Below are 21,554 nucleotides of genomic sequence, written 5' to 3'. Positions count from 1 at the left end.
TTTCGGTTAGTAGTCCAACGCCAGACCGAACATCCAGCGGCGGCTGCTCAGGACCAGGCCCTTGCCGCCGAAGTTGTTCACATCCGCATGGGTGTACTCGGCGAAGAGGTACGAGTGGTTCACGCCCAGGTCGGAGTCGAAGTCGCGCGCGAAGCGCGGCTCCAGCACGTCCAGGAGGAACGACACGCCGGCGGTGCCCGCCCAGCCCCACTTGCCACCGCTGGCCTTGCTGCCCTCCACGATTTCCGTCTCGCTGCCCTTGGTCATCCACCAGGGGGAGTAGACGAGCCCCAGCTTGGCGTACGGCACCAGCGGGATGCCCCAGCGGAAGGCGGCGTAGTCGAACTTGTAGAAGCCGTTGAGCTGGATGGGCAGCACCTTCAGCGCCGCCTTGTCCGCCGCCGCCGAGCCGTCCTCGAGCTTCGCGTCGGCGTACTTCTCCCCATAACCCGCGGACAGGCCCAGGCCCGCCGTGCCGATGCCCTGGTAGAAGAAGCGCTGGATCTCCAGCTCGACGAGCAGGAGCGATGCGTCACCGAAGGTGTCCTTGTACGGCGTCGCGCCGTTGAGGGCCTTCTCGGTGTCGATGCGCGGCTTGTAGCCGCCCCCACGGAAGATGACCGCGCCGGTGCGCGGAGAGCGCGTGGGGATGGTCACCTCCTGCGCCACCGCCGGTACCGCCAAGAGAAGCGCCGCGACTCCCAGGCCCACAGCCCTGCTGCTCATGACACCTTCCTCCGAGACGACAGCCAGATGCCCAGCGCGGCCAACACCGCGCCACCCGCGATGCCGCCACCGGCCGCGGCACACCCGCCGCGCTCCTGGCCTTGGGCTTCTTTATAGGCATCGAACAAACCATTGCTCTTCACGGGCGTCGCCTCCACCGCGGCGGATTGCGCGCTCTCGTTGCCCGCGGCGTCGATGATGGTCGCCTGGAGCCGGTACGTCACGCCATTCGTGAGGCCGGTGACGACGACGTTGCCTTCGCCGGCCGCCTTGGTGACGCGCGTTACGGGCCCCACGGTGCCCTCCACCGCCAGCGCCCCCACCAGCCCCAGCCCGCCGTCGTCCGTGCCGGCATCCAGGTCCGTGCCCGCATCCACGTCCGTGCCGGCATCCTCCGTCCCCGTGCCCCCATCCGCCAGGGCCACCGCCGCCGCCTCCACCGCGACGGTGGAGTCCGCCTCCGCGCCATCCACCTGCACCGACAGCGCCGAGTCCCGGACGATGACGGTGGCGATGCTGGGCTTCGCTGGCGGCTGCGGGTCGTACTTCAGCACGAAGGCCGGCGTGCCGACGTTGGCGTAGGCCGTCTGGCATTCAGTGCCATAGAGGCCGCCCACCTGCCGTGCGGACGCGCACAGGTTGAAGGAGATCTCCCCCGTCTGGGTATCGCACGTGGTCCCGGTGCCCCCATCCGTGCCGGTGTTCCGCGCGGCCAGCAGCTGCGCCACGCTGAAGTTCACCGTGCCGCTGGTCGTCGTGCTGGAGTTGGTGAAGGTCTCCAGCCGCAGGTCGGTGGCGGCGGGCTCCGAGCCGCAGGTGCCCGTGGTCGCGTAGATGAAGAGCGAGCCGCCGCAGATGGCGCCGCCACCGCGCTGCCAGGTGAAGCGGCGCGCGTTGTCGCACTCACTCTTGGGCACGGTGACCGTCAGGTTCGTCGAGCCGGTGGCCGCGGTCGCGAACGTCACCGTGGGCCCCGTCTGGGCCACGGCCGTGGACGCGAAGAGCAGGACTCCAATGAAGGGGAGGCGCATGGATGTGCGGGAGGCTAGCAAGGGCGGGGCCACCCACAACCCCCGTCCGGACGGCCTGTTTCCCAAGGAAAACCCCGGGTTCGCGCGCCAAACAGGCAAGGGGCCCCCGGGGGCTTTGCCAAATTGTCAGGCGGGGCGTTCCGCCAGCTTGAGGCCCGCGTCCACCAGGTGGGCGGCGGCCCGGCCGGCGTTGTCCACCGACGCGAAGAGCGTCACCCACTCCGGGGCCTGGGGGAAGGCGCGCACCCGGCCCACGTGGACGGCCGGGTCGCTCATCACCAGCATGGGCATGGGGTAGATGCGCTCGCCGGGGGCATCCAGCACCTTGAGGGACGGGGACGTCTTCAGGGCGGCCCGCACCTGCTCCACCGGGCCCGGCTTCTTCAGCTGCACGTTCACCGTGAGGCCATGGCCGTGGAAGGTGGGCACCTGCACGGCGGTGCCGGCCAGGACGGGCGTCTCGCCCAGGGCGGAGAACAGGCGCGCGGCCTCCAGCGTCCAGCCGCCCTCCTCTTCCGTCCACGGGCTGTTCACCATGAAGCCGCCCACCTGGGGCACCAGGTTGAAGCCCACGCGGTGCGGGAAGACCTGCGGCTCCGGCTCGCGGCCGGACAGCAGGTCCGCGGTCTGCTTCTCCAGTTCGGAGATGCCGCGCACGCCCCCGCTGGAGGCTCCCATCAGCGCCGTCACCTGCGCGCGCACCACGCCGAACGCACGGCGCAGCGGCTCCACCAGGTGCACGGTGGCGCTGGTGACGATGCCGGGCAGGCTCACCACGCGGCCCTTGAAGCTGAAGCCCGGCCCCAGGGCCTCCGTGTTGAAGCCCGGGAGGATGAGCGGCACGTTGCCGTCGCTCCGGAAGGCGGAGCTTGCGTCCACCACCCACGCACCCGCGGCCTGCGCGGCCGGGGCCAGCGTGCGGGAGGCCTCCGCGGGCGTGGCCAGCAGCACGACGTGGATGCCCCGGAAGGCGTCCGCCGAGGCCTGCTCCACCTCCAGCGTGTCCTCGCCGTACTCCACCTCCAGGCCCTTGGAGCGCTCCGAGCCGAAGGCCCGCACCTGCTCCATCGGCACATCGCGCGCGTACAGGTTGGCCAGCACCTCGCGGCCCACCACGCCCGTGGCGCCCACCACGGCAATCCGAAGGTTCTCTCTCATGACGGGCTCCTTTACGTCACCGCCTCCGCCCGCGCGAGCACGACGAAGCGTGCTCGAGGCTTCGGCTTCAGTCTTCCTTCAGCCGCGCCGTGGGCACGGGGCCCGGCAGCGGCGGGAACTTCGGATTGCGCTCCGGTTCGGACGCGCGGACGTAGTGCGGCTCCAGGGCGAACAGCGCCTGCTGGGAGTACGCCTCCGGCAGTCTGGCCAGCCGCCCGACTTCCACCGCGGACGGGAAGGCCGGACCGGACAAGAGCCGGTGCGGCGCGACGCCGTGCTTCTCCAGCGCCTGCCGGTAGTCCGCGAGCGCCGGGCCCAGCGCCACGGCCTCCGGTTCGGCGGCCATGCGCTGCGCCACCTCCTCCGGAGACATGGCCGTCTCCGGCGCCAGCGCCTCCACGGTGTGGCCCACGCGGCGGTAGGCGCCCAGGTACAGGTCGTCCTTGCGCGCGACAGCGAGGCAGAACAGCGGCACGCCCTCCGGCCCCTCCAGCGCCACCGCCGCCAGCGAGGACGCGCCGGCCACCTTGAGCCCCGTGGCGTACGCCAGCGCCTTCACCGTGGCCAGGCCGATGCGCAGGCCGGTGAAGGACCCCGGGCCCAGGCCCACCGCCAGCCCCTCCAGGTCCTTGAGCTTCAGGCCGTGACGCTGGAGCAGGTCCCCGACGACGCCGGGCAGCGCCTCGCTCTGCTTGTCCGGCGGTGGCACCACCACGTGCTCCACCGCGCGCACGTCCTCCCCCTGGCGTTCCACCAGGGCGAGCGACAGCGTCAGCGTGGAGGTGTCCAGCGCGAGCAACACAGGCGACATCCCTTCTTTCGGTTCACTTCACTCAGGCCGGAGCGGCCCAGAACTCCACCGGCACCTGCGACACGCGGTCGCCGCACCGGAACAGCCGCACGCGCGCCAGGCCCTTGTCCAGCATGCCCAGCTGCTTCGCCGCGGCCTTCGACACGTCGATGATGCGGCCGTCCACGAAGGGGCCGCGGTCGTTGACGCGCACCTCCACCTGGCGGCCGTTCTCCATGTTCATCACCTTCAAGCAGGAGCCGAAGCGCTCCGTGCGGTGCGCGGCGGTGAGGGCGTTCTGGTTGAACTTCTCCCCGCTGGCGGTGGGCCGTCCGTGGAGGCCGGGGCCGTAGAAGGACGCGATGCCCTCTCCCAGGTAGTTGCGCGGCATCTTCTCCCGGCGCGTCACCTTCGGCTCGTCACCCCCAGAAGAGGTCTCCGGCGGCTGGGGCTTCGCCGCGCGAGACGCGCAGCCAGCAAACAATCCCATCCCCAGCAGCAGGAGCGCGGTCCGTCCGTGCATCATCACCTCGTTAGCGGGTCACGTCGTTGGTCACGGCCAGGAGCATCAGCAGGATGAGCAGCGCCAGGCCCACCATGTTCGCCACCTCGCGCACGCGCACGGGGATGGGGCGGCGGCGGATGCCCTCCCACGCCGCGGACAGCAGGTGGAAGCCGTCCAGCACCGGGATGGGCAAGAGGTTCATCACGCCCAGGTTGATGGAGATGATCGCCATCAGGTTGAGGAAGCTGTCCAGGCCCTGCTCGGCGCTCTTCGCGGCCAGCTGGTACATCATGATGGGGCCGCCAATCGTGCTGGGCGACACCTTGCCCACGAACAGCCCGCCCAGCACCTGCACCATCTGCCCGACAATCTTCGGGACGATGAGCGCGGCTTCCTTGAACGCCTGCGCCGGGCCCAGGTCGATGGTCACCTTCTCCACCGGCGGCAGGTCCGCGCTGCTGAAGCTCCACGGGCGCACGCCGAACACCAGCGGGGCGGTGGTCTGGCCGTAGTCGTCGCGCGTCTTGAGCGGCGCCTGCGCCAGCTGCTGCGTGCGCTCGCCCTGGGCTCCACGCCACGTCAGCGTGAAGGGCTGGGCCTGCAGGCCGTTGAGCACCGTCGCCAGCTTGTTGAAGGACTTCAGCGGCGTGCCGTTGATGGCCACGATGCGGTCACCCGGCACGATGCCGGCCCCTTCCGCCACGCTGCCGGCGGCCACGCTCGCCACGTAGAGGTCCGCGGCCTCCGCGCCCAGCGCCGCCGCGCCCTCGCCAGGCTGACGCGGCAGGGACACCTCCACCACTTCCGGCAGCCGGCCGGTGACGCCGCCCACGGCCACGGGGGCCAGGCGCGCCACGCTCAGCTTCATGGGAGTGCCTTCCGGCACCTTGGCCACTTCCCGGTAGAGGGCGGCCTCGTCCTGCACGTGCACGCCGTTGACGGACAGCACGCGGTCAAAGCTCTTCAGGCCCGCGGTGGCCGAAGGCGACGTCGCCGGCACGCCCACCACCGGCGGCTGCGGGTAGGGGCTCACGCCAATCATCCCGCGCTCGACGGTGTCCACCGGGGACACCTCCGAGCTCTTCTCCGGCGTCACCTCCACCACGCGCTGCTGCCCGTCGCGCTCCAGGGTGATGGGGACGGGGCGGTTGAACTTGCCGACGAACGCTTCGCGCATGTCGTCGAAGGTGCGGACCGGCTCGCCCTCCACGGACAGGATGCGGTCTCCGGGGCGGATGCCCGCGGCGGCGGCGGCCATGTCCGGCGACACCATGCCCACGCGCGTGGACAGCGTCTCCTGGGGGCCCAGGAAGACGAAGAAGTAGACGAAGATGGGGAACAGCAGGTTGAAGGCCGGGCCCGCGAGGACGATGAGCCCGCGCTTCCAGGGCGGCTGCGCCAGGAAGCCGCGCGCGGCCTCTTCCGGGGGGAGCTCCTCGTGAGGCAGGTCCCCGGCCATCTTCACGAAGCCGCCCAGGGGCAGGAGCGCCACCTGGTACTCCGTCTCGCCCTTGGTGAAGCCGATTATCTTGGGGCCGAACCCGATGGAGAACTTGAGGACCTTCACCCCACAGGCCTTGGCCACGAGGAAGTGGCCAAGCTCATGCACAGTGACGAGCACGCCCAGCAGGAGGATGAAGAACCCGAGGTTCTGGAGCATGGGCGGAAGAGTAATCGCGCCCCCCGGGACGGACAACGCACAACGCACGCCGCAAGGCGGGCGGGCAGGCGCGAAATCAGGCACTTACGGCAGCAGGTGCCTCACGAACTGCACATAGACGAACACCAGCGGCGCGTTGAAGATGAGCGCGTCGATGCGATCCAGCACGCCGCCGTGTCCGGGAATGAGCTTTCCGGAGTCCTTCACGCCGTAGGCGCGCTTGAGCATGGACTCGCACAGGTCACCCACGGGGCCCAACAGGCCACCGGCGATGCCCAGCACCACACAGTCCCACACGGTGAGGAAGGGGAAGAAGCCGAGCTTGGCGACGAACATGCCCAGCACGGAGCCGACCATGCCGCCGAAGAAGCCCTCCCACGTCTTGTTCGGGCTCACCGCGGGGTAGAGCTTGTGCTTCCCGAGGAAGCGCCCCGCGAAGTACGCCAGCGTGTCGTTGGCCCAGGTGATGGTCAGCGCGCAGATGACCCACGCGTGCCCTTCCGGCAAGAGGCGCAGCGCGGACAGCGCGGTGAGGCCGATGGAGCCGTAGAGGAAGCCCGTGACGAGGTGCGCGGCCCGGGTGGGGGCCTCCGCGAGCGCGCCCCGGAACAGGTTGTAGATCCACGCGAAGAAGAAGAAGACGGACGTGAGCCAGAAGGCCGCCTCGCCCGTGCGCGCGGCGTCCCGCAGGGGGAGCAGCGGCATCACGAAGGCGAAGGCCATGCCCACCCAGGCGGCGGCGCCCAGGCGCTTCTGGGTGATGAGGTAGTACTCCCCGGCGCACACGGCCGCGGCGGCACCCAGGAGGATGGCGCTGTAGTACCCGCCCAGGAACAGCAGCAGGAGCACCAGCGGCAGGAGGGTGAGGCCCGTGACGACCCGGATGAGGAGGTTCTTGTTCTTCTCGTTCACGCCTTGGCCCGCTGGGGGGTGTCGTCCCGGTTGACCTGGGCGGACGTCAGACCGAAGCGCCTCTCGCGGCCCTGGTACTGAGACAGGCAGCGCAGGAACTCCTCGGTGCGGAAGTCAGGCCACAGGGCGTCGGTGAAGCACAGCTCGGCGTACGCCAGTTGCCAGAGCAGGAAGTTGGAGATGCGCTGCTCGCCGCTGGTGCGGACGATGAGGTCCACCGGCGGCAGTCCGGCGGTCCACAGCCGGGACTCCAGGTCCTCGGCGTCCAGGTGCGCGGGGTCCAGCTCGCCGCGGGCGGCGGCCTGGGCCAGGTCGCGAGCGGCGCGAAGCAGCTCCTCGCGGCCTCCGTAGGACAGCGCCAGCGTGAGCACCATGCCCGTGTTGTGGGCGGAGTCGGCCCGGAGGCGCTCCAGGGGCTCGCGGACGTAGCGGGGCAGCTTGTCCACCTCGCCAATGGCGTTGAGGCGGATGCCGTTGTCCAGGATCTCCGCGCGCTCGGACTCCAGGTACTCGCGCAGCAGGTCCATCAGCCCGGCGACCTCTTCGGCCGGGCGGGCCCAGTTCTGGGAGGAGAAGGCGTAGAGCGTGAGGGCCTGCACGCCGATGCGTCGGGCGCAGCGGGTGACTTCCCGGACGCTGACGCTGCCCTCGCGGTGGCCTTCCAGGCGGGGCTGGCCGCGGAGCTCTGCCCAGCGACCGTTGCCGTCCATGATGATGCCCACGTGGCGCGGGAGCGGCCGGGCCTTGACCTGGACCTCGAGGGAGGTGGGCAACACGGTAAGAGGGCGATCCATGGAGCCGCGCACCCTAGCGGCGGCGCCGCGTCGCGTCCACGGGCGCGTGGCCCCTCGGTCCCCCTCCACGGGTGGGCGGTCGTCTGAAGGGGGTGAACGGTTCATGAGGGGACAGGAGCCCGGTTAAAGTGGGCTTCCATGAAAACTCATCGTGCCCTGCCCTCCTTCCGGTTGCTCGGTGGGCTGCTCGGGTTCTGCGTGTTCGGGGTGGGTCCGGCCTTCGGGCAGGCGGCGGGGACGACGGCCTCCCGGCCTACGGGCACGTACTTCGACGCGGCGATGGCGGAGGCGGCCCGGCTCTATGAGGACCTGGAGTCCGAGCAGGCGCTGGCGGCGGTGACCCGGGCGCGGCGGCTGGCCCGTTCCGATGAGGAGCGCAGCAAGGCCGCAATCTACGAGGGCGTCATCCTGGCGGACATGGGACGGCGCGACGAGGCGCTGGCTTCGTTCCGGGCGGGTCTGGTGCTGGCGCCGGAGGCGAAGCTGCCGGCGAAGGTGTCACCGAAGGTGGAGGGGGATTTCGAGTCGGTGCGGAGCGCGGTGCGGAAGGAGCGCGCGGCGGCGGAGAAGCCGGCGGATGCGCCGGTGCGGCCTCCGGTGGTGGAGACGCCGGCCCCGTTGAGCCCGCCCACGGTCGCCGCAGCGCCGGCTCCGGGCGTGGACCTGAAGGCGGATGCCCGTGAGCGCGGGATGCGCCGTGTGCCGACGGTGTCCTGGGTGCTACTGGGAACGGGCGTGGTGGCGGGCGGCGTGGGTTCTGTGTTCGGGCTTCAGTCGCGCGGCAACGTGAGCTCCGCGCGCGAAGCGGACCTGTCCGCGGACGTGAGCGGGCACCTGGACGACGCGCGGGGCCAGGCGGTCGTGGCGAACGTCCTCTTCAGCACGGCGGTCGCGGCGGCCACGGGCGCGGTCGTGACGTACTTCCTGGGCGGCGGGTCCACCACGTCGACGGAGTCCCCGTGAAGACGTGGAGGTGGGCGGCGCTGTCGGCCTGCATGGCCGTGGGCTGCACCGTGCCTGATACCGAGTCGGTCCTGGTGGAGCGCTACTGCGCCGAAGGCGGACCTGGAGATCACGACCGGAGCCTCCGGCTGGAGGGCGGCGCCACCTGCGACCGGGGCCTGACCGTGGAGCTGACGGCGGGGGGCTTCCGTCCCGGCTGTGTCCGGGTATCGGTCCGCGATGCGGCGAACCAGACGCTGGGCTCCCTGCTCATCGAGGACGTCGCGGGTTCGGGACAGGACTGGACGAACCGGCTGGGCATCACCCTGTCGGAGGCCCAGGGGGAGGACCTGGTCCTGAGCGCGACGGCCTTCGAGCGCGCATGTGACGAGATCAACGTGTCCGATCACGTCAGCGGCATCGCGGCCGAGAAGGGAACGCTCCCGCTTCGGAAGGTCGAGTTCAGCGCCCTGGACCGGGACGGGGATGGCTATGTCGACGTGGGGACCCGAGGCACGGACTGTAACGACTTGGATGCCGCGCGCCACGAGGGCTTCCGCTGGTTCGTGGACGAGGACCTGGATGGCAAGGCGGGCCGTGACGTGGGCGTGCACTGCACCGCGCCCGTCCCCGGCGCGGTCACGACCTCCGAGGACTGCGACGAAAGCTCGCGCGACGTGGCGAACGGCCTGTCCGAAGTCTGCGACCGGCTGGACAATGACTGTGACGGCCTGGCGGACAACGGTCCGGGTTGCAGTCGCCTCGCGTGGAACAGCGTCGGGGGTGTCGGGACCGAGGACCTGTCCGCCGTGGCCGCGTACGCTTCGGGCGGTGCCTGGTTCCTCAGCGGTTCGAACCCGGACATGTTCACCCTGGACGGGGGAGCCGTGGTCCCCGTGCTTGGCCAATGCACCGGGGGTGCCTTCGGCTTCCCAGCCGCGTGGGCCGACGTCACGGGACAGCTCCTCTCGGTGGACCGCGACTACGGGATGATGGCGCGCCGGCCGGGACAGCCCTGCTACCTGGCCTCGAGCGCGAGCGTGAAGCATCCCGGCTTCACCGGCGTCACGGGCGTGGCGAACCGGGATGGAGGGCCCGCCATCGCCTATGGCGTCACGAGCCGGGGCGCAATCTACCGCTGGCCCTCGTTCAGCACGGAGCCTGAGTTGATGGCGCTGGTGCCCGCGAACCTGCAAGCCATCGACAGCCACGGCACGGAGGACACGCTCGTCGCCGTGGGCGCGGAGGCATTGGATGGCGGCGCGGGCTGGGTGCCGCGAGCCTTCCGCTACGATCCGGCCCAGGGCGGCTGGCACTCCGAGCGCCTGGGCGCGCTCCAGGGGCAAGGCTTCCTGCGCGACGTCCACGTCCTCGATGCCCAGCGGGCCCACGCCGTGGGGGACAACGGGCTGGCCCTGGAGCGGGATTCGAACGGCTGGCATCCGCTGCCCGCCCCTCCTTCGGGGACGGGGCCGCTGGACGACCTCACCAGCGTGATCTCCTTCTCACGCAATGCCGTCTACTCGGTGTCCCAGCAGGGGCGGATCCACTTCTATGGGTTGCAGCCCGACGGCGGGACCGCCTGGCGTCAGGATTTCGTCGGAACGAACGGCCGGGCCCTGCGGTCCATGGACGGAACCTCCCCCACCGACATCTGGGCCGTGGGCGACGAGGGCGCGCTCTTCCACTTCGGACTTTGAAGCGCCGTCACTCCGCCGCGAGGTTGAGCTTGAAGACGTTGTCCTGGCCCGCCTTCACATCGAAGGCGCGCGTGACGTCCTTGCCCAGGTCCTTGTTCACGACGCGCACCTGATGCGAGCCCTCCGTCGCCTCCACGGCGGCGAAGGGCGTCTGCCCCAGGTTCTTGCCGTCCAGGTACACCGTGCCGAACGGACGGACGCGGAACTCCACCTTGCCCTTGGGCAACTCTCGACGACCCGAGGGGGACGTGCGGCGGGTCGTCGACGTTCCCGTGCTGGCCGTCACGGGCTTCACGACAACCGAGGGGCGTGGAGGCGGCGGCACGGGAGGATCCACCACCTGCGTCACCTGCCCCGCATCGCGCGTCTCCTCGGAGGTCCCCGAATCGGGCGTCACCTGGGCCACGACGACCGACGTGCCACTGTCCACCGAGACGGACTCGACCGGTATCGCCACCACCCGTTCCGGGGACTTCCCGGGTCCGGCGTCGTTCTGGACCATCGGCGTGGGCGCACTCGGAGCAATAGGGACCTTCTCACCCCGGCCCAGGAGCGCCAGTCCCCCCACGAGCCCCGCCAGGCTCACGAATGCCACCGCACCAGCCGCCATCCTCCGGCCGGCACGCGGTGTCGTGACAGGCTTGCCGGACTCCGAAACATCCACCGGTTTGAACCAGGTGGACCGCTCGGACCGGGACTCCGGCAACAGGCTGCCCGCCGACGGCGTCGCGGGATCCGTCGCCGCGTCGAACCGGCTCGAGGGCACGTCGTTCCCCGATGTCGTCGCCGCGGGCGCCTCCATCGACACTCGTGAGGACACCGGCTCCCACGCCGTGCCCACCACACGGCCGGGCATGGGCGTCGTCACCGGCCCCCTGCCCTGCTCCTTCGCGGGAGTCCCCTTGTCCGCCCTGACCAACTCCGCCGTCTCCCGCCCCTTCGCGGGCGTGGGCGCCATGGGCGTCGCCTCCACCCCTTCCATCACCTGCGCCACCAGCCGGGCAATCTGGTACGCGCCCACCGGTTCGCCCAGTGACAGCACGAAGCGCTCCAGATCCGACTGGAACGCGCGGCAGTCCGGGTAGCGCTGCTCCCGGTCCTTCGCGAGCGCCTTCTCCAAAATCCGCTGCATCGCCTCCGGCAGGTCCGGCCTGCGCTGCACCGCGGGCACGAACGGTTCGAAGAGGATGGCCTGCATCATGCTCACGTCCGTCGTCGCCTCGAACGGACGCTTCCCGGTGAGCAGTTCGTAGAGCACGATTCCCAGCGCGTACACGTCCACGCGCCCATCCATGCCTTTCGCCTGGAGCTGCTCCGGCGGCATGTACGCGACCTTCCCCTTCACCACCCCGGTCGCCGTGCGGTGCCCCTGCCCCGCCACCTTCGCGATGCCGAAGTCCACCACCTTCACCGCGCCCTGCCTCGATACCAGGACGTTCTCCGGAGAGATGTCCCGGTGCACCAGCCCCAGCGGCGCCCCCGTCTCCGGGTCCGCCAGCTCGTGCGCGAACGCCAGGCCCTCCGCCGCGGCGGCCACCATCTTCGCGCACACGCCCAGGGGCAACGGCTGCTTGAGCTCCATGGAGCGCTTGATGAGCCGGCGCAGCGTGGGCCCGTCGATGAACTCCATCGCCAGGAAGTAGCTGCCGTCCACCTCGCCGAAGTCGAAGATCTGCACCACGTTCGGGTGGTCCAGCCGGGCGGCCAGCTGCGCCTCGCCCAGGAACATCTCCACGAACGCCTCGTCCTCCGCCAGGTGCGGGAGGATGCGCTTGAGCACCAGCGTCTTCTCGAATCCCCGGGGTCCCGCCGCCTTCGCGAGGAACACCTCCGCCATGCCCCCCGAGGCGATCTTCCGCACCAGCTGGTACTTCCCCAATTGCATGGACCCAGAGCTTTCCCATGGTTCGCGGGAAAGGGAAATCCCCGCCCCACCGTGGGCGTCCACCCGCTCACGCCACCCGTGCCACCCACCGGGCCAGCGCGTCCAGGCCTACCGGTTCGCCCAGGGACAGGGTGAAGCGCTCCAGGTCCGCCTGAAGCGATTGGCAATCCGGGTAGCGTTCCGCCGGGTCCTTCGCGAGCGCCCGCTCCAGGATGCGCTGCATCGCCTCCGGCAGGTCCGGCCTCCTCGCCACCGCGGGCACGTAGGAAGCGGAACGGATGGCCTCAAGGGTGCCCACGAGGTCCGTCGCGGCGAAGGGACGCAAGCCCGTGAGCAATTCGTAGAGCACCATCCCCAACCCGTACACGTCACCGCTCACGTCCGGGGCCTGCCCCTGGAACTGCTCCGGCGGCCGGTACGCCAGGGCGTCCACCGGCGTCAGCCGCGTGCGGAGGTCGTGCACTCTCAGCTTCGCGATGCCGAAGTCCACCACCTTCACGACGCCCTCCCGGGACACCCGGACGGTCCCAGGCTTCACGTCGCCGTGCACCCACTCCAACGACGTGTGCACGTACGCCAGCCCCCTGGCGGCGAAGCCCACGATGGCCGCGCACACGCCTGGCGGCAGCGGCGCCCCCTGCTCCGTGGACACCTGGATGAGCTGGCGCAGCGTGGGCCCACCCCCGGGCTCCATCACCCGGAACAGGGTCCCGTCCACATGTCCGAAGTCGACGACCCGCTGCACGTTCGGGTGGTCCAGACGCGAAGCGCGCTCGGCGTCGGCCAGGGACGCCTCCACGAGCTCCTCCCTCACCCGGATTGCAGGAAGGACGCGCTGGACCTCCCACGCGCGCCCGGAGTCCGCCGCCTCCGCCAGGAAGGTCTCCACCACCTCGCCCTCGACAAGCTTCCGGATGAGCCGATACTTCCCGATTTGCATGGTCCGTGAGACTTCACACGCCTCACTGGAAAAGTGAAACACCCCTAGGGGCCGGGCGTCCGCTGACTCTCGAGCGCTGTCTGCGTGTTTGACCCTGACGTGACGTGCTCCGTAGGATCCGCGCTCCCATGCCTCCCAAGGCCATTGGTCCCTACCGCGTACTGGAGACGCTCGGCAGCGGCGGAGCCGGAACCGTCTATCGGGCCCTGGACCGCCGCAGCAACGACGAGGTCGCGCTGAAGCTCCTGTCGACGGGCGGCCCGTCGCTGGACGACCGCGCGGCCCGGAGACTCGCGCGCGAATTCGAGACGCTGGCGGACCTGTCCCACCCCAACGTGGTGAAGGTCTTCGAGGCCGGCGTCCACGCGGGCCAGCCGTACCTGGCCATGGAACTCATCGAAGGGCTCACGCTGCGCCACTACCTGGACGTCAGCTTCAACGACCTGCACACGCCCACGCCTGCCTCGCGCGGCCCGCTCGCCATCCGCCGCACCGAGGACGACGACTTCGGCAGCGTCGACAGCCCGGACGAGGAAGAGGACGACGACGTCGAGGACGACGGCACCTTCGACCTCAACGCCTTCGCGGAGGAAGCGCCCAGCGAGGACCTGGCCAGCTTCCACGGCGCTGGCGACGACGACTCGGATTCGGACGGGATGCTCGTGGTGGACCCGCGCCGGGCCGCCCCTCGCGCGGCGCCGCAGCCCTCGCGCCCCGCGGCGCCGAAGGTGGCGGACCTCAACCGCCCGGAGCGCATGGGCAAGCTGAAGGACGCCATGCTCCAGGTGTGCGAGGCACTGGCGTACATCCACGGCCACGGGCTGGTGCACCGCGACCTGAAGCCGTCCAACATCATGGTGGACGACGACCGGCAGGTGCGGCTGATGGACTTCGGCCTGGCCAAGTTCCTCGCGGACGACGCGGGCATCACCGCGGACGGCAAGCTCGTGGGCACCTACCGGTACATGGCCCCGGAGCAGATCCTGGGAGAGCCACTGGATGGGCGCTCGGACCTGTACAGCCTGGGCGTCATCCTGTACGAGCTGCTGAGCGGGCGTCCGCCGTTCGACGCGAAAACGCCGCACGAGCTGTGGCGCCAGGTGCTGGAGACGGAACCGCCGCCGCTGCTCGCGCTCAACCTGCATGGCGACCCGCAGCTGGCGCGGGTGGCCCATCGCCTCATCCGCAAGGAGCCGGACGACCGGTTCCAGACGGCCGAGGAAGTGTACGAGGCCCTCTCCGAGTGAGCACGACGACGACGCACACCCTCACCGTGGACGCCGCCAAGGCGGGCCAGCGGGTGGACCTGTTCGTGGGTGAGGCCCTGGGCCTGTCCCGCGCGCGCATGAAGCGCCTCTTCGAGGAGGGCCAGGTGCGCGTGGATGGCCGCCCCGCGAAGAAGGGGCTCACCGTCACGGAAGGCCAGAAGGTCACCGTGACGGTGGAGGAGGCCCCGCGCGAGGCCGTGCCCGACACGGACTTCCCGCTCGTCGTCCTGCACGAGGACGCCGCCCTGCTCTTCGTGGACAAGCCCGCCGGCCGGCCGTCGCACCCGCTGCAACCCGGTGAGACGGGCACGGTGGCCAACGCCCTGGTGGCCCGCTACCCGGAGGTCGCGCAGGCGTCCCAGGACCCGCGCGAGGGCGGCCTGTGCCACCGGCTGGACGTGGAGACGTCCGGAGTGGTCGCGGCGGCCCGCACGCGCGAGGCCTGGACCGCGGTGCGTGAAGCCTTCAGCAACCGCGCCGTGGACAAGCGCTACGTCGCCCTGGTGACGGGCCCGCTGGCGGACGAGGGCGAGGTGGAGGTGCCGCTGCGCCACCACCCACGCCACCCGGACCGCGTGGAGCCCGCCCCCTACGGCGCCGAGGACGCGCGCGAGGCGCTGTCCCACTTCCGGGTGCTGGCCCGGTCCGGGGACTACAGCCTGGTGGAGGTGAAGATCCTCACCGGCGTGCTGCACCAGGTGCGCGCGCACCTGGCGGGCGTGGGCGCCCCCATCGTGGGGGACGCGCTCTACGGAGGCCGCGAGGCGCCGGAGCTGGGGCGGTTCTTCCTGCACGCCTACTCGCTCACCGTGCCGCACCCGGTGACGAAGGAGCCCGTGAAGGTGGAGAGCCCGCTGCCGCCGGACCTGGTGGCGGAGCTTTCGCGGCACGGCCTGCCGTGGCCCGTGGCCGGCTAGTCGCCCATCACCTTGACGATGACGCGCTTGCGGCGCTGGCCGTCGAACTCCGCGTAGAAGCACTGCTGCCAGGGGCCCAGGTCGAGCTTGCCGGCGGTGACGGGAATCAACACCTGATGGTGGACGAGCATGGACTTCAGATGCGCGTCTCCGTTGTCCTCGCCGGTGCGGTGGTGACGGTAGTCGGGGCCGGAGGGCGCCAGGTGCTGGAGCCAGTCCCAGATGTCCTCATGAAGGCCGGGCTCGTCGTCGTTGACGAAGATGCCCGCGGTGATGTGCATGGCGGACACCAGCACCATGCCCTCCTGGATGCCGCTCTTCTTCACCAGGGCGGCCACGGTGTCCGTGAGGCGCACCAGCTCGCGCCGGGCCTTCGTCTCGAACCACAGGTATTCGGTGAGGGTCTTCATGGCTCGCACTGTCAGAGGGGGCCACTAGAGTGACTCACGCCATGCGAGCCATCCTCCACGTGGACATGGACGCCTTCTATGCGTCCGTCGAGCAGCGCGACAACCCGTCCCTCCGGGGCAAGCCCGTCATCGTTGGCGGGCATGCACAGCGAGGCGTGGTGGTGGCCGCGTCCTACGAGGTGCGCCCCTTCGGCGTGCGCAGCGCGATGCCCATGGCGCGCGCGATGAAACAGGCGCCGCACGCCATCGTGGTGAAGCCCCGCTTCTCCGCGTACGCGGAGGCCAGCGAGCACGTGTTCGCCATCTTCGAGCGGTACACGCCGCTGATTGAACCCCTGTCCCTGGACGAGGCGTTCCTGGACGTCACCGCGTCGGTGGGGCTGTTCGGCGCGGCGGCGGACATCGCGAAGCGGATCCGCAAGGAGATTGCCCACGAGTTGAACCTGCCGGCGTCCGCGGGCATCGCCACGGCGAAGTTCGTGGCGAAGATTGCCTCCGACCTGGCGAAGCCCAACGGCCAGCGAGAGGTGCGCCCGGAGGAGACGGTGGCCTTCCTGGCGGGGCTGCCGGTGTCGCGGCTGTGGGGCGTGGGGCCCAAGACGGAAGAGGCGATGAAGCGCGCCGGGCTCACCACGATTGGTGACGTGGCGACGCGGGACGTGGCGTGGCTGGAGGAGCGCTTCGGCGCGGCGAGCGCGAAGCACCTGTGGGAGCTGTCGCACGGCATCGACGCGCGGGACGTGGTGCCGGACCGGGCGGCCAAGAGCGTGGGCGCGGAGGACACCTTCGAGGAGGACCTGACGGGCCTGGAGGTGCTCAAGCCGCACGTGCACGCGCAGGCCCTGCGGGTGGCCCGGCGGCTGCGGCGCGCGGCGCTGAAGGGGCGCGTGGTGCAGCTCAAGCTGAAGTTCGCGGACTTCACGCTCATCACCCGGCGCACCACGCTGCGCGAAGCGACGGACGACGGGCAGGTCATCTACCGCGCGGCGCTGGAGCTCCTGGAGCGCGCGCACGAGGGCAAGGCGTTCCGGCTCACGGGCGTGAGCGTGCAGCTGGACGAGGACGAGGCGCAGCTGGGCCTGTTCCCGGCGGCGGCGCCGAAGTCGTCGAAGCTGAACGAGGCCATGGACCGCATCGCGGCGCGCTTCGGCAGCAAGGCCATCACCATGGCGGACATCGCGGGGGCGGAGGCGTCGGACAACGACGACCCGCGCTCCGAGAAGCCGGTGGACAAGCCGAAGCGCTGAATACGACAAGGGCCGGAGCACCTGAGCGCTCCAGCCCTTTGGCTGCACCACGAGGCGCTGGGGGAAACTACCCCTCGCCCGCGTCGGAACCGGAGGAGGCGCCCGAACCGCCGCCCTCTCCGCTCCCGTTGCCACGACGGCGGCGGCGGCGGCGGCGCTTGCGGCGGGGGCCTTCCGCGTCTCCACCGCTGCTGGCTCCGGCGCGCGGCGGCGGCACCTCTCCGGAATGCCAGGCCTCCAGCGCCTCGCGTCCCTCGCCCGTGGCCTCCACCGTCATCGTGAAGACGGCCAGCGCCTCGTTGAAGAGCGGGTGGCGGCGGAAGGCGCCCGTCTTGCGGCGGCGCTCCCCGGTCAGCGTGCGCTGCATCAGGAGCAGCATGCGGCAGCGCTCGGCGATGCGGCGCGGCAGCCGCGCGGACTCCACGAAGCCCGCGAGCAGGTCCTCGATGACGCGCGACACCGACGCGCGGCCCTCGTCCTGCGACTCCTCCACCGGCGGCTGTGCACGGCTGATGGGCACCAGCAGCGCCGCCAGCAGGATGGCGTCGTCCAGCACCTCGCCCGAAGACACGCGCTTATCCAGCGCCTGCGCGAAGGCGTAGAAGGTCTTCTCCCCTTCCTTGCCGTGCTCGCGCAGGTACTCGTCCACGGGCGGCAGGAGGATCTTCAGCGCGTCCAGCGCCGCCAGCAGCTTCAGCGCCGGGGCGGACACGCCGCCTCGGATGAGCCGGAACGTCTCTTCCAGGAGGCGCGCGGGGGCGCAGCGCGGCAGGTCCTCCACCGCGCCCTCCATCGCCGCGTACGTGCGCGACTCGATGTCCAGGTCCAGCTTCGCCGCGAAGCGCACCGCGCGCAGGATGCGCACCGGGTCCTCGCGCATGCGGATTTCCGGGTCGCCAATCGTCCGGATGAAGCGCTCATCCAGGTCGCGCCGGCCGCGCACGTAGTCGATGACCCGGCCTTCGGCCGCGTCGTAGAACAGGCCGTTGATGGTGAAGTCGCGGCGGCGCGCGTCCTGCTGCGCGGTGCCGAAGACGTTGTCGTGCGTAATCAGCAGGTCCTCGCCGCCCTGCCCGTCTTCCGAGCCCGGCGCACCCGCCGCCGCGGCGGCGGCCGCCGGCTCCAGCTCCGTCGGGTTCGCGCGGAAGGTGGACACCTCCACGATCTTCCCGCCCTTGAAGTAGACGTGCGCCAGCCGGAAGCGCCTTCCGATGAGCCGGCAGTTGCGGAAGATGGCGCGCACCTCGCCCGGGTGGGCGCTGGTGGCCACGTCGAAGTCCTTGGGCTTCTTGCCCAGGAGCAGGTCGCGCACGCAGCCGCCCACCAGGTACGCCTGGTGCCCGTGCTGGTGCAGCCGCAGCACGACCTTGAGCGCGTCCGGATCCATCTCGTCCGGGTCGATTTCCGCCGGCTCGCCCGTGCGCGTGGTGGTGGGCGCCTGCAGCTCCGGCTCGTTCGCGGCGGGCTCGGGCTCCGGCTCCAGGATGACGGCCTCGGGCTCCTCGGCTTCGTCACCGGCCTCGGCGGCGGCCTGGGCGTCCTCCGCCTCCGCGGCCTTCAGGGCCTCGGTGGCGCGCAGGATTTCGTCGCTGACCTCGGGACTGGCGTCCTCGATGTCGTCATCGTCGTCGAACCCGTCGTCCTCACCCGCGTCCACGGAATCGGAGGGCTCGTCGGGGGCCTGGGAGGCCCGGGTAGGGGTTTCGTGCTCGCTGGGGCGCTCGGCGGAGTCCGCGGGCGCCTGGGCCTCGGTGCGCTCGGTGCGCTCCTCGGGGCCTGTCAGGTCCAGGGGGGAAGACATGGAAAGTACCTCGTGCGCGGACCCGGATGCCTCGGCCGCTGCCGCCTCGAAGGAGGCCTCTCCGCGCGCGTCGTCTCCGGGCGCGGCTGGCAGCGTTCCGCCAGGGGGCGGGGGATGGGTCGGGTCTCGCGTCATTCGCCTCGGTAGGGCAGCCGTCTAGCACGCATCCTCCCACCCATGGGGGCCGTGCTTAAGGACATTCTTCAGGGACGGCGGGGGTTCGGCGTGGCCCCCTGCCCGCCCTCCGTGCGCCGGGTGCCCGGGGGCGCGGCGCTTCCACTGGATAACACCCGGGCCCGGGCCAGAACCCGCGTGCCCCGGCCGCTGGAGGGGCCCTGGGGCAGGCGGGCAGGCACCCGAGCCTGGGGGGAGAGCCAGGCCTCAGGGAGGCGGCTTCGTGGAGCGACCCTTGTGGGTCCGGGGCAGCGCGTGGGAGATGAGCGACACGTAGTCCACCGCCTGCACCCGGGGTGGGGGCGGCTGCGTGCCCAGCGCGGCCAGGCGCTTGCTGAACGCGGCCAGGATGTCCGGCACGGGGCGCATCGCCTTGAGCAGCGCGTTGGGCCCCTCCATCGCCTGGGACAGCGCGATGGCCGCCTGCTGCAGCGGCAGTCCGCGCCGCAAGAGGTCCTGGAACGAGTTCGACAGCGTGATGATGTTGTGCCCCGCCGTCTGCACCATCTCCACGGCGATTTTAAGCACCTGCGGCGCCGTGAGGTGGCCGTCCGCCAGCAGCACCAGCGCCGCCTGGAAGTAGTTGAAGATGGGCACCACGCGCGGGCCGTAGGCCGTGAAGTGCGCGGGCGGCGTCAGCCGGTCCAGGTGGATGAAGATGCGCCGCACCGGGTCCGCGATGGGGATCTTCTTCCACGCCTCGTGCACCCGCGCGGCGTCGTCCGGGTACACCCCGCCCGCCTCCAGTACCTGGGCCAGCACGCGCTCGTCCACCCGGCCCGCGATGAGGTCCGCGTAGAGCGAGTAGATGAACGCGTCCGCTTCCGCGTCGTCGCCGAAGAGGACCTCTTCGGCCTCCACCGGCGCGTGGATGCGGCTCTCCAGGATGACGGGCAGCTTGTAGCCCACCTGTCCGCGCAGGGCCCTGAAGCGCCCGCGCAGCAGGTTGCTGACGTTGTCCTTGAGGACGAACTCGTCCCACTGGATGCCGTCCAGCTTGAGCTTCTCCTCCAGCACCGCGCGCATCTGCTTGGGGCTGCCGGACACGATGCACAGCCGCGAGTCCCCCTGCTCCGCCAGCTCGCGGATGAGGGCGGACGCGCCCGGGATGGCGACCTTCTCATGGGCCTTCTGGAAGGCGGTGCGGAACAGGTCGCGCAACGACTCGAAGTCCGTCTGGAGGTACGTCTTGTCCAGGTCCCACCGGTAGATGCGGCGAGGAGGACGCGGGTCGATGCGGTCCGGCAGGCTCACTTCGCCAGGCCCTCCTGGATGGCGGTGCCCAGCTCGTTCGCCACCGCCTTCGCGGCCACCTTGCCCGCGTTCGCGATGGCGCGCGCCTTGGAGCGGCCGTGCGCCTTGATGAAGATGCGGTCGAACCCGAGGATGGGCGCGCCGCCGTACTGCTCCCAGTCGGTGATGTCCTTGAGCCGCTCGATGCCGGAGGACAGCATGGCCAGGCCCGCGCGCCAGCGCAGGCTCTCCTTGTAGGCGTACTGGGCCAGCTCCATCACCGTGTCGTGCACGCCCTCCAGCATCTTCAGGCACACGTTGCCCACGAAGCCGTCCGTGACGATGACGTCCACCGTGCCGCGCGGAATGTCGATGCCCTCCACGTTGCCCGTGAAGTTGAGCCCCGACATCTGCGACAGCCGCTGGTGCGCCTCCACCACGCGGGGCGGGCCCTTCTGCGGCTCGACACCATTCGACAGCAGCGCCACCTTGGGCCGCTCGTTGCGGGAGATGATGCGCGCGTAGGCGCTGCCCATGACGGCGAACGCCACCAGGTCCTCCGCGGTGGCCTCCACCGTGGCGCCCACGTCGAGGATGAGGCTGAAGGGGTCCTGCTTCGCGCCGCGCACGCCCCGCGTGGGGTACACCGTGGCCAGGGCCGCGCGGCGCACGCCGGGAATCAGCTGGAAGTGGCGCTTGCACGCCAGCACGCCCGCGCCCGTGTTGCCCGCGGAGACGAGCGCATGCGCTTCACCCTCCGCCACCAGCCGGGCGGCCACCGCCACGGAGGACTCGGGCTTGCGCGCCAGCGCCTCGCCGGGCTTCTCGTCCATGCCCACGAAGTCGCCCGCGTGGTGCACGGAGATGCGCTCCCCGTTGTGCTTGATGCTCGCCAGGGCCTCGTCGATGACCGGCCGGTCCCCCACGAGCAGCGCGTGGATGTGCGGAGACTCCAGCGAGAGCTGGGCGGCGCCTCGCACCACCTCCAGCGGACCGTGATCGCTCCCCATCACGTCGAACGCGATGGTGATGTGCTGCGGCTTGCCCACCATGGTCCCCATCCTATGAGCTTTGCTCCGCGCCCGCTCCGGACAATCGCACCTGTGTCACCAGCGACAGTGCCAAAAGTCCACCCAGCGCCACCAGTACCGCCCCCGTCCCGTAGGGGGCCGTCGGGCCCAGCCGGGTGAAGAGCAGCCCGCCCAGCGCGGGGCCGATGATGCGTCCCAGGGAACCGGACGCCTGGTAAGCCCCCAGCACCGCCCCCTGCCGCTCGGCCGGCGCGTGCAGGGACACCAGCGCGGACAGGCACGGCGTCACCAGCGCGGACCCCACCGCCAACAGGCCCATCACCGGGAAGAGCCACCCGTACGACGGCGCCACGGGCAGGAGCGCCAGCCCCGCCGCCGTCGTACGGGTGGCTCTTCCCGGTGATGGGCCTGTTGGCGGTGGGGTCCGCGC

At 70.9% G+C, this 21,554-nt stretch carries 20 protein-coding genes; 5 read left to right on the top strand and 15 right to left on the bottom strand.

The features are described 5' to 3' along the window. Positions 1-6 precede the first annotated feature (6 nt). The 8 genes from D7W81_RS10570 to uppS all read right to left on the bottom strand — a co-directional run bounded on the left by D7W81_RS10570 (position 7) and on the right by uppS (position 7,576). On the bottom strand, positions 7-726 hold the full coding sequence (locus D7W81_RS10570) for an MXAN_2562 family outer membrane beta-barrel protein (protein WP_120555221.1): 720 nt from the start codon (positions 724-726) through the stop codon (positions 7-9). Then, positions 723-1,757 carry an MXAN_2561 family MXYO-CTERM-anchored protein gene (locus D7W81_RS42965; protein WP_208721254.1) on the bottom strand — a complete coding sequence of 345 codons (1,035 nt, stop codon included), beginning with the start codon at positions 1,755-1,757 and terminating at the stop codon, positions 723-725. The genes D7W81_RS10570 and D7W81_RS42965 overlap by 4 nt, the downstream gene beginning before the upstream one ends. Before the next feature lie 126 nt (positions 1,758-1,883). Then, a complete protein-coding gene (locus D7W81_RS10560; protein WP_120555220.1) occupies positions 1,884-2,915 on the bottom strand; it encodes an aspartate-semialdehyde dehydrogenase in 1,032 nt (343 codons plus the stop codon). A 67-nt stretch (positions 2,916-2,982) separates the two neighbouring features. Beyond that, positions 2,983-3,726 carry a tRNA (adenosine(37)-N6)-threonylcarbamoyltransferase complex dimerization subunit type 1 TsaB gene (tsaB, locus tag D7W81_RS10555; protein WP_120555219.1) on the bottom strand — a complete coding sequence of 248 codons (744 nt, stop codon included), beginning with the start codon at positions 3,724-3,726 and terminating at the stop codon, positions 2,983-2,985. A 22-nt stretch (positions 3,727-3,748) separates the two neighbouring features. Continuing rightward, positions 3,749-4,228 (bottom strand): septal ring lytic transglycosylase RlpA family protein, encoded by a 480-nt coding sequence (locus tag D7W81_RS10550; RefSeq protein ID WP_120555236.1) that lies wholly within the window; start codon positions 4,226-4,228, stop codon positions 3,749-3,751. Between the two features lie 10 nt (positions 4,229-4,238). Then, on the bottom strand, positions 4,239-5,870 hold the full coding sequence (rseP, locus tag D7W81_RS10545; protein WP_120555218.1) for an RIP metalloprotease RseP: 1,632 nt from the start codon (positions 5,868-5,870) through the stop codon (positions 4,239-4,241). A gap of 84 nt (positions 5,871-5,954) precedes the next feature. Further along, the gene (locus D7W81_RS10540; protein ID WP_120555217.1) at positions 5,955-6,782 is read right to left on the bottom strand and encodes a phosphatidate cytidylyltransferase; all 828 of its coding nucleotides are present in this window, start codon (positions 6,780-6,782) and stop codon (positions 5,955-5,957) included. Next, positions 6,779-7,576 carry a polyprenyl diphosphate synthase gene (gene uppS, locus D7W81_RS10535; RefSeq protein ID WP_120555216.1) on the bottom strand — a complete coding sequence of 266 codons (798 nt, stop codon included), beginning with the start codon at positions 7,574-7,576 and terminating at the stop codon, positions 6,779-6,781. Before uppS ends, D7W81_RS10540 begins: the two co-directional genes overlap by 4 nt. Before the next feature lie 138 nt (positions 7,577-7,714). Between uppS and D7W81_RS10530 the strand changes: the two genes are divergently transcribed. Together D7W81_RS10530 and D7W81_RS10525 are read left to right on the top strand one after the other, a co-directional pair. After that, positions 7,715-8,539, top strand: a complete 825-nt coding sequence (locus D7W81_RS10530) for a tetratricopeptide repeat protein (protein ID WP_120555215.1) — start codon at positions 7,715-7,717, stop codon at positions 8,537-8,539. Beyond that, positions 8,536-10,218, top strand: a complete 1,683-nt coding sequence (locus tag D7W81_RS10525; RefSeq protein ID WP_147445425.1) for a putative metal-binding motif-containing protein — start codon at positions 8,536-8,538, stop codon at positions 10,216-10,218. Before D7W81_RS10530 ends, D7W81_RS10525 begins: the two co-directional genes overlap by 4 nt. Before the next feature lie 7 nt (positions 10,219-10,225). Here D7W81_RS10525 and D7W81_RS10520 read toward each other — a convergent pair whose 3' ends face one another. Further along, positions 10,226-12,103, bottom strand: a complete 1,878-nt coding sequence (locus D7W81_RS10520; protein WP_120555213.1) for a serine/threonine-protein kinase — start codon at positions 12,101-12,103, stop codon at positions 10,226-10,228. Between the two features lie 67 nt (positions 12,104-12,170). Continuing rightward, the gene (locus D7W81_RS10515; protein ID WP_120555212.1) at positions 12,171-13,043 is read right to left on the bottom strand and encodes a serine/threonine-protein kinase; all 873 of its coding nucleotides are present in this window, start codon (positions 13,041-13,043) and stop codon (positions 12,171-12,173) included. A gap of 128 nt (positions 13,044-13,171) precedes the next feature. Between D7W81_RS10515 and D7W81_RS10510 the strand changes: the two genes are divergently transcribed. Together D7W81_RS10510 and D7W81_RS10505 are read left to right on the top strand one after the other, a co-directional pair. Beyond that, positions 13,172-14,290 carry a serine/threonine-protein kinase gene (locus D7W81_RS10510; RefSeq protein WP_120555211.1) on the top strand — a complete coding sequence of 373 codons (1,119 nt, stop codon included), beginning with the start codon at positions 13,172-13,174 and terminating at the stop codon, positions 14,288-14,290. Continuing rightward, the gene (locus D7W81_RS10505) at positions 14,287-15,228 is read left to right on the top strand and encodes an RluA family pseudouridine synthase (RefSeq protein ID WP_120555210.1); all 942 of its coding nucleotides are present in this window, start codon (positions 14,287-14,289) and stop codon (positions 15,226-15,228) included. Before D7W81_RS10510 ends, D7W81_RS10505 begins: the two co-directional genes overlap by 4 nt. On the opposite strand, the gene D7W81_RS10500 is transcribed toward D7W81_RS10505, so the two are convergent. After that, complete coding sequence (locus D7W81_RS10500) at positions 15,225-15,638, bottom strand: secondary thiamine-phosphate synthase enzyme YjbQ (RefSeq protein WP_120555209.1); 414 nt, start codon at positions 15,636-15,638, stop codon at positions 15,225-15,227. The two genes, D7W81_RS10505 and D7W81_RS10500, sit on opposite strands and share 4 nt — an antisense overlap. A 41-nt stretch (positions 15,639-15,679) precedes the next feature. Here D7W81_RS10500 and dinB point away from each other — a divergent pair, with 41 nt between their 5' ends. After that, positions 15,680-16,885, top strand: a complete 1,206-nt coding sequence (gene dinB / locus D7W81_RS10495) for a DNA polymerase IV (RefSeq protein WP_120555208.1) — start codon at positions 15,680-15,682, stop codon at positions 16,883-16,885. A 67-nt stretch (positions 16,886-16,952) separates the two neighbouring features. Here dinB and pcnB read toward each other — a convergent pair whose 3' ends face one another. From pcnB to D7W81_RS10475, 4 genes are all read right to left on the bottom strand, one after another. Beyond that, the gene (gene pcnB, locus D7W81_RS10490; protein WP_120555207.1) at positions 16,953-18,686 is read right to left on the bottom strand and encodes a polynucleotide adenylyltransferase PcnB; all 1,734 of its coding nucleotides are present in this window, start codon (positions 18,684-18,686) and stop codon (positions 16,953-16,955) included. A 381-nt stretch (positions 18,687-19,067) separates the two neighbouring features. Then, on the bottom strand, positions 19,068-20,114 hold the full coding sequence (locus tag D7W81_RS10485) for a phosphatase domain-containing protein (RefSeq protein WP_120555206.1): 1,047 nt from the start codon (positions 20,112-20,114) through the stop codon (positions 19,068-19,070). Next, a complete protein-coding gene (plsX, locus tag D7W81_RS10480) occupies positions 20,111-21,145 on the bottom strand; it encodes a phosphate acyltransferase PlsX (RefSeq protein ID WP_120555235.1) in 1,035 nt (344 codons plus the stop codon). The genes D7W81_RS10485 and plsX overlap by 4 nt, the downstream gene beginning before the upstream one ends. Positions 21,146-21,155: 10 nt before the next feature. Then, positions 21,156-21,554, bottom strand: a 399-nt coding sequence (locus D7W81_RS10475) for an MFS transporter (RefSeq protein WP_147445424.1), incomplete at its 5' end; no start/stop codon positions are given.

The sequence above is a fragment of the Corallococcus aberystwythensis genome (assembly GCF_003612165.1).
Taxonomy (GTDB): domain Bacteria; phylum Myxococcota; class Myxococcia; order Myxococcales; family Myxococcaceae; genus Corallococcus; species Corallococcus aberystwythensis.
The sequence above is the reverse complement of the archived record's forward strand: the minus strand, read 5'-3'. Positions and strand labels throughout refer to the sequence as shown.

What these genes read in the sequence shown, in the direction of transcription:
- D7W81_RS10570 (WP_120555221.1), bottom strand. Translation starts at nt 726, where the DNA reads ATGAGCAGCAGGGCTGTGGGCCTGGGAGTCGCGGCGCTTCTCTTGGCG.
- D7W81_RS42965 (WP_208721254.1), bottom strand. Translation starts at nt 1,757, where the DNA reads ATGCGCCTCCCCTTCATTGGAGTCCTGCTCTTCGCGTCCACGGCCGTG.
- D7W81_RS10560 (WP_120555220.1), bottom strand. Translation starts at nt 2,915, where the DNA reads ATGAGAGAGAACCTTCGGATTGCCGTGGTGGGCGCCACGGGCGTGGTG.
- tsaB (WP_120555219.1), bottom strand. Translation starts at nt 3,726, where the DNA reads ATGTCGCCTGTGTTGCTCGCGCTGGACACCTCCACGCTGACGCTGTCG.
- D7W81_RS10550 (WP_120555236.1), bottom strand. Translation starts at nt 4,228, where the DNA reads ATGCACGGACGGACCGCGCTCCTGCTGCTGGGGATGGGATTGTTTGCT.
- rseP (WP_120555218.1), bottom strand. Translation starts at nt 5,870, where the DNA reads ATGCTCCAGAACCTCGGGTTCTTCATCCTCCTGCTGGGCGTGCTCGTC.
- uppS (WP_120555216.1), bottom strand. Translation starts at nt 7,576, where the DNA reads ATGGATCGCCCTCTTACCGTGTTGCCCACCTCCCTCGAGGTCCAGGTC.
- D7W81_RS10530 (WP_120555215.1), top strand. Translation starts at nt 7,715, where the DNA reads ATGAAAACTCATCGTGCCCTGCCCTCCTTCCGGTTGCTCGGTGGGCTG.
- D7W81_RS10520 (WP_120555213.1), bottom strand. Translation starts at nt 12,103, where the DNA reads ATGCAATTGGGGAAGTACCAGCTGGTGCGGAAGATCGCCTCGGGGGGC.
- D7W81_RS10515 (WP_120555212.1), bottom strand. Translation starts at nt 13,043, where the DNA reads ATGCAAATCGGGAAGTATCGGCTCATCCGGAAGCTTGTCGAGGGCGAG.
- D7W81_RS10510 (WP_120555211.1), top strand. Translation starts at nt 13,172, where the DNA reads ATGCCTCCCAAGGCCATTGGTCCCTACCGCGTACTGGAGACGCTCGGC.
- D7W81_RS10500 (WP_120555209.1), bottom strand. Translation starts at nt 15,638, where the DNA reads ATGAAGACCCTCACCGAATACCTGTGGTTCGAGACGAAGGCCCGGCGC.
- dinB (WP_120555208.1), top strand. Translation starts at nt 15,680, where the DNA reads ATGCGAGCCATCCTCCACGTGGACATGGACGCCTTCTATGCGTCCGTC.
- pcnB (WP_120555207.1), bottom strand. Translation starts at nt 18,686, where the DNA reads ATGTCTTCCCCCCTGGACCTGACAGGCCCCGAGGAGCGCACCGAGCGC.
- plsX (WP_120555235.1), bottom strand. Translation starts at nt 21,145, where the DNA reads ATGGTGGGCAAGCCGCAGCACATCACCATCGCGTTCGACGTGATGGGG.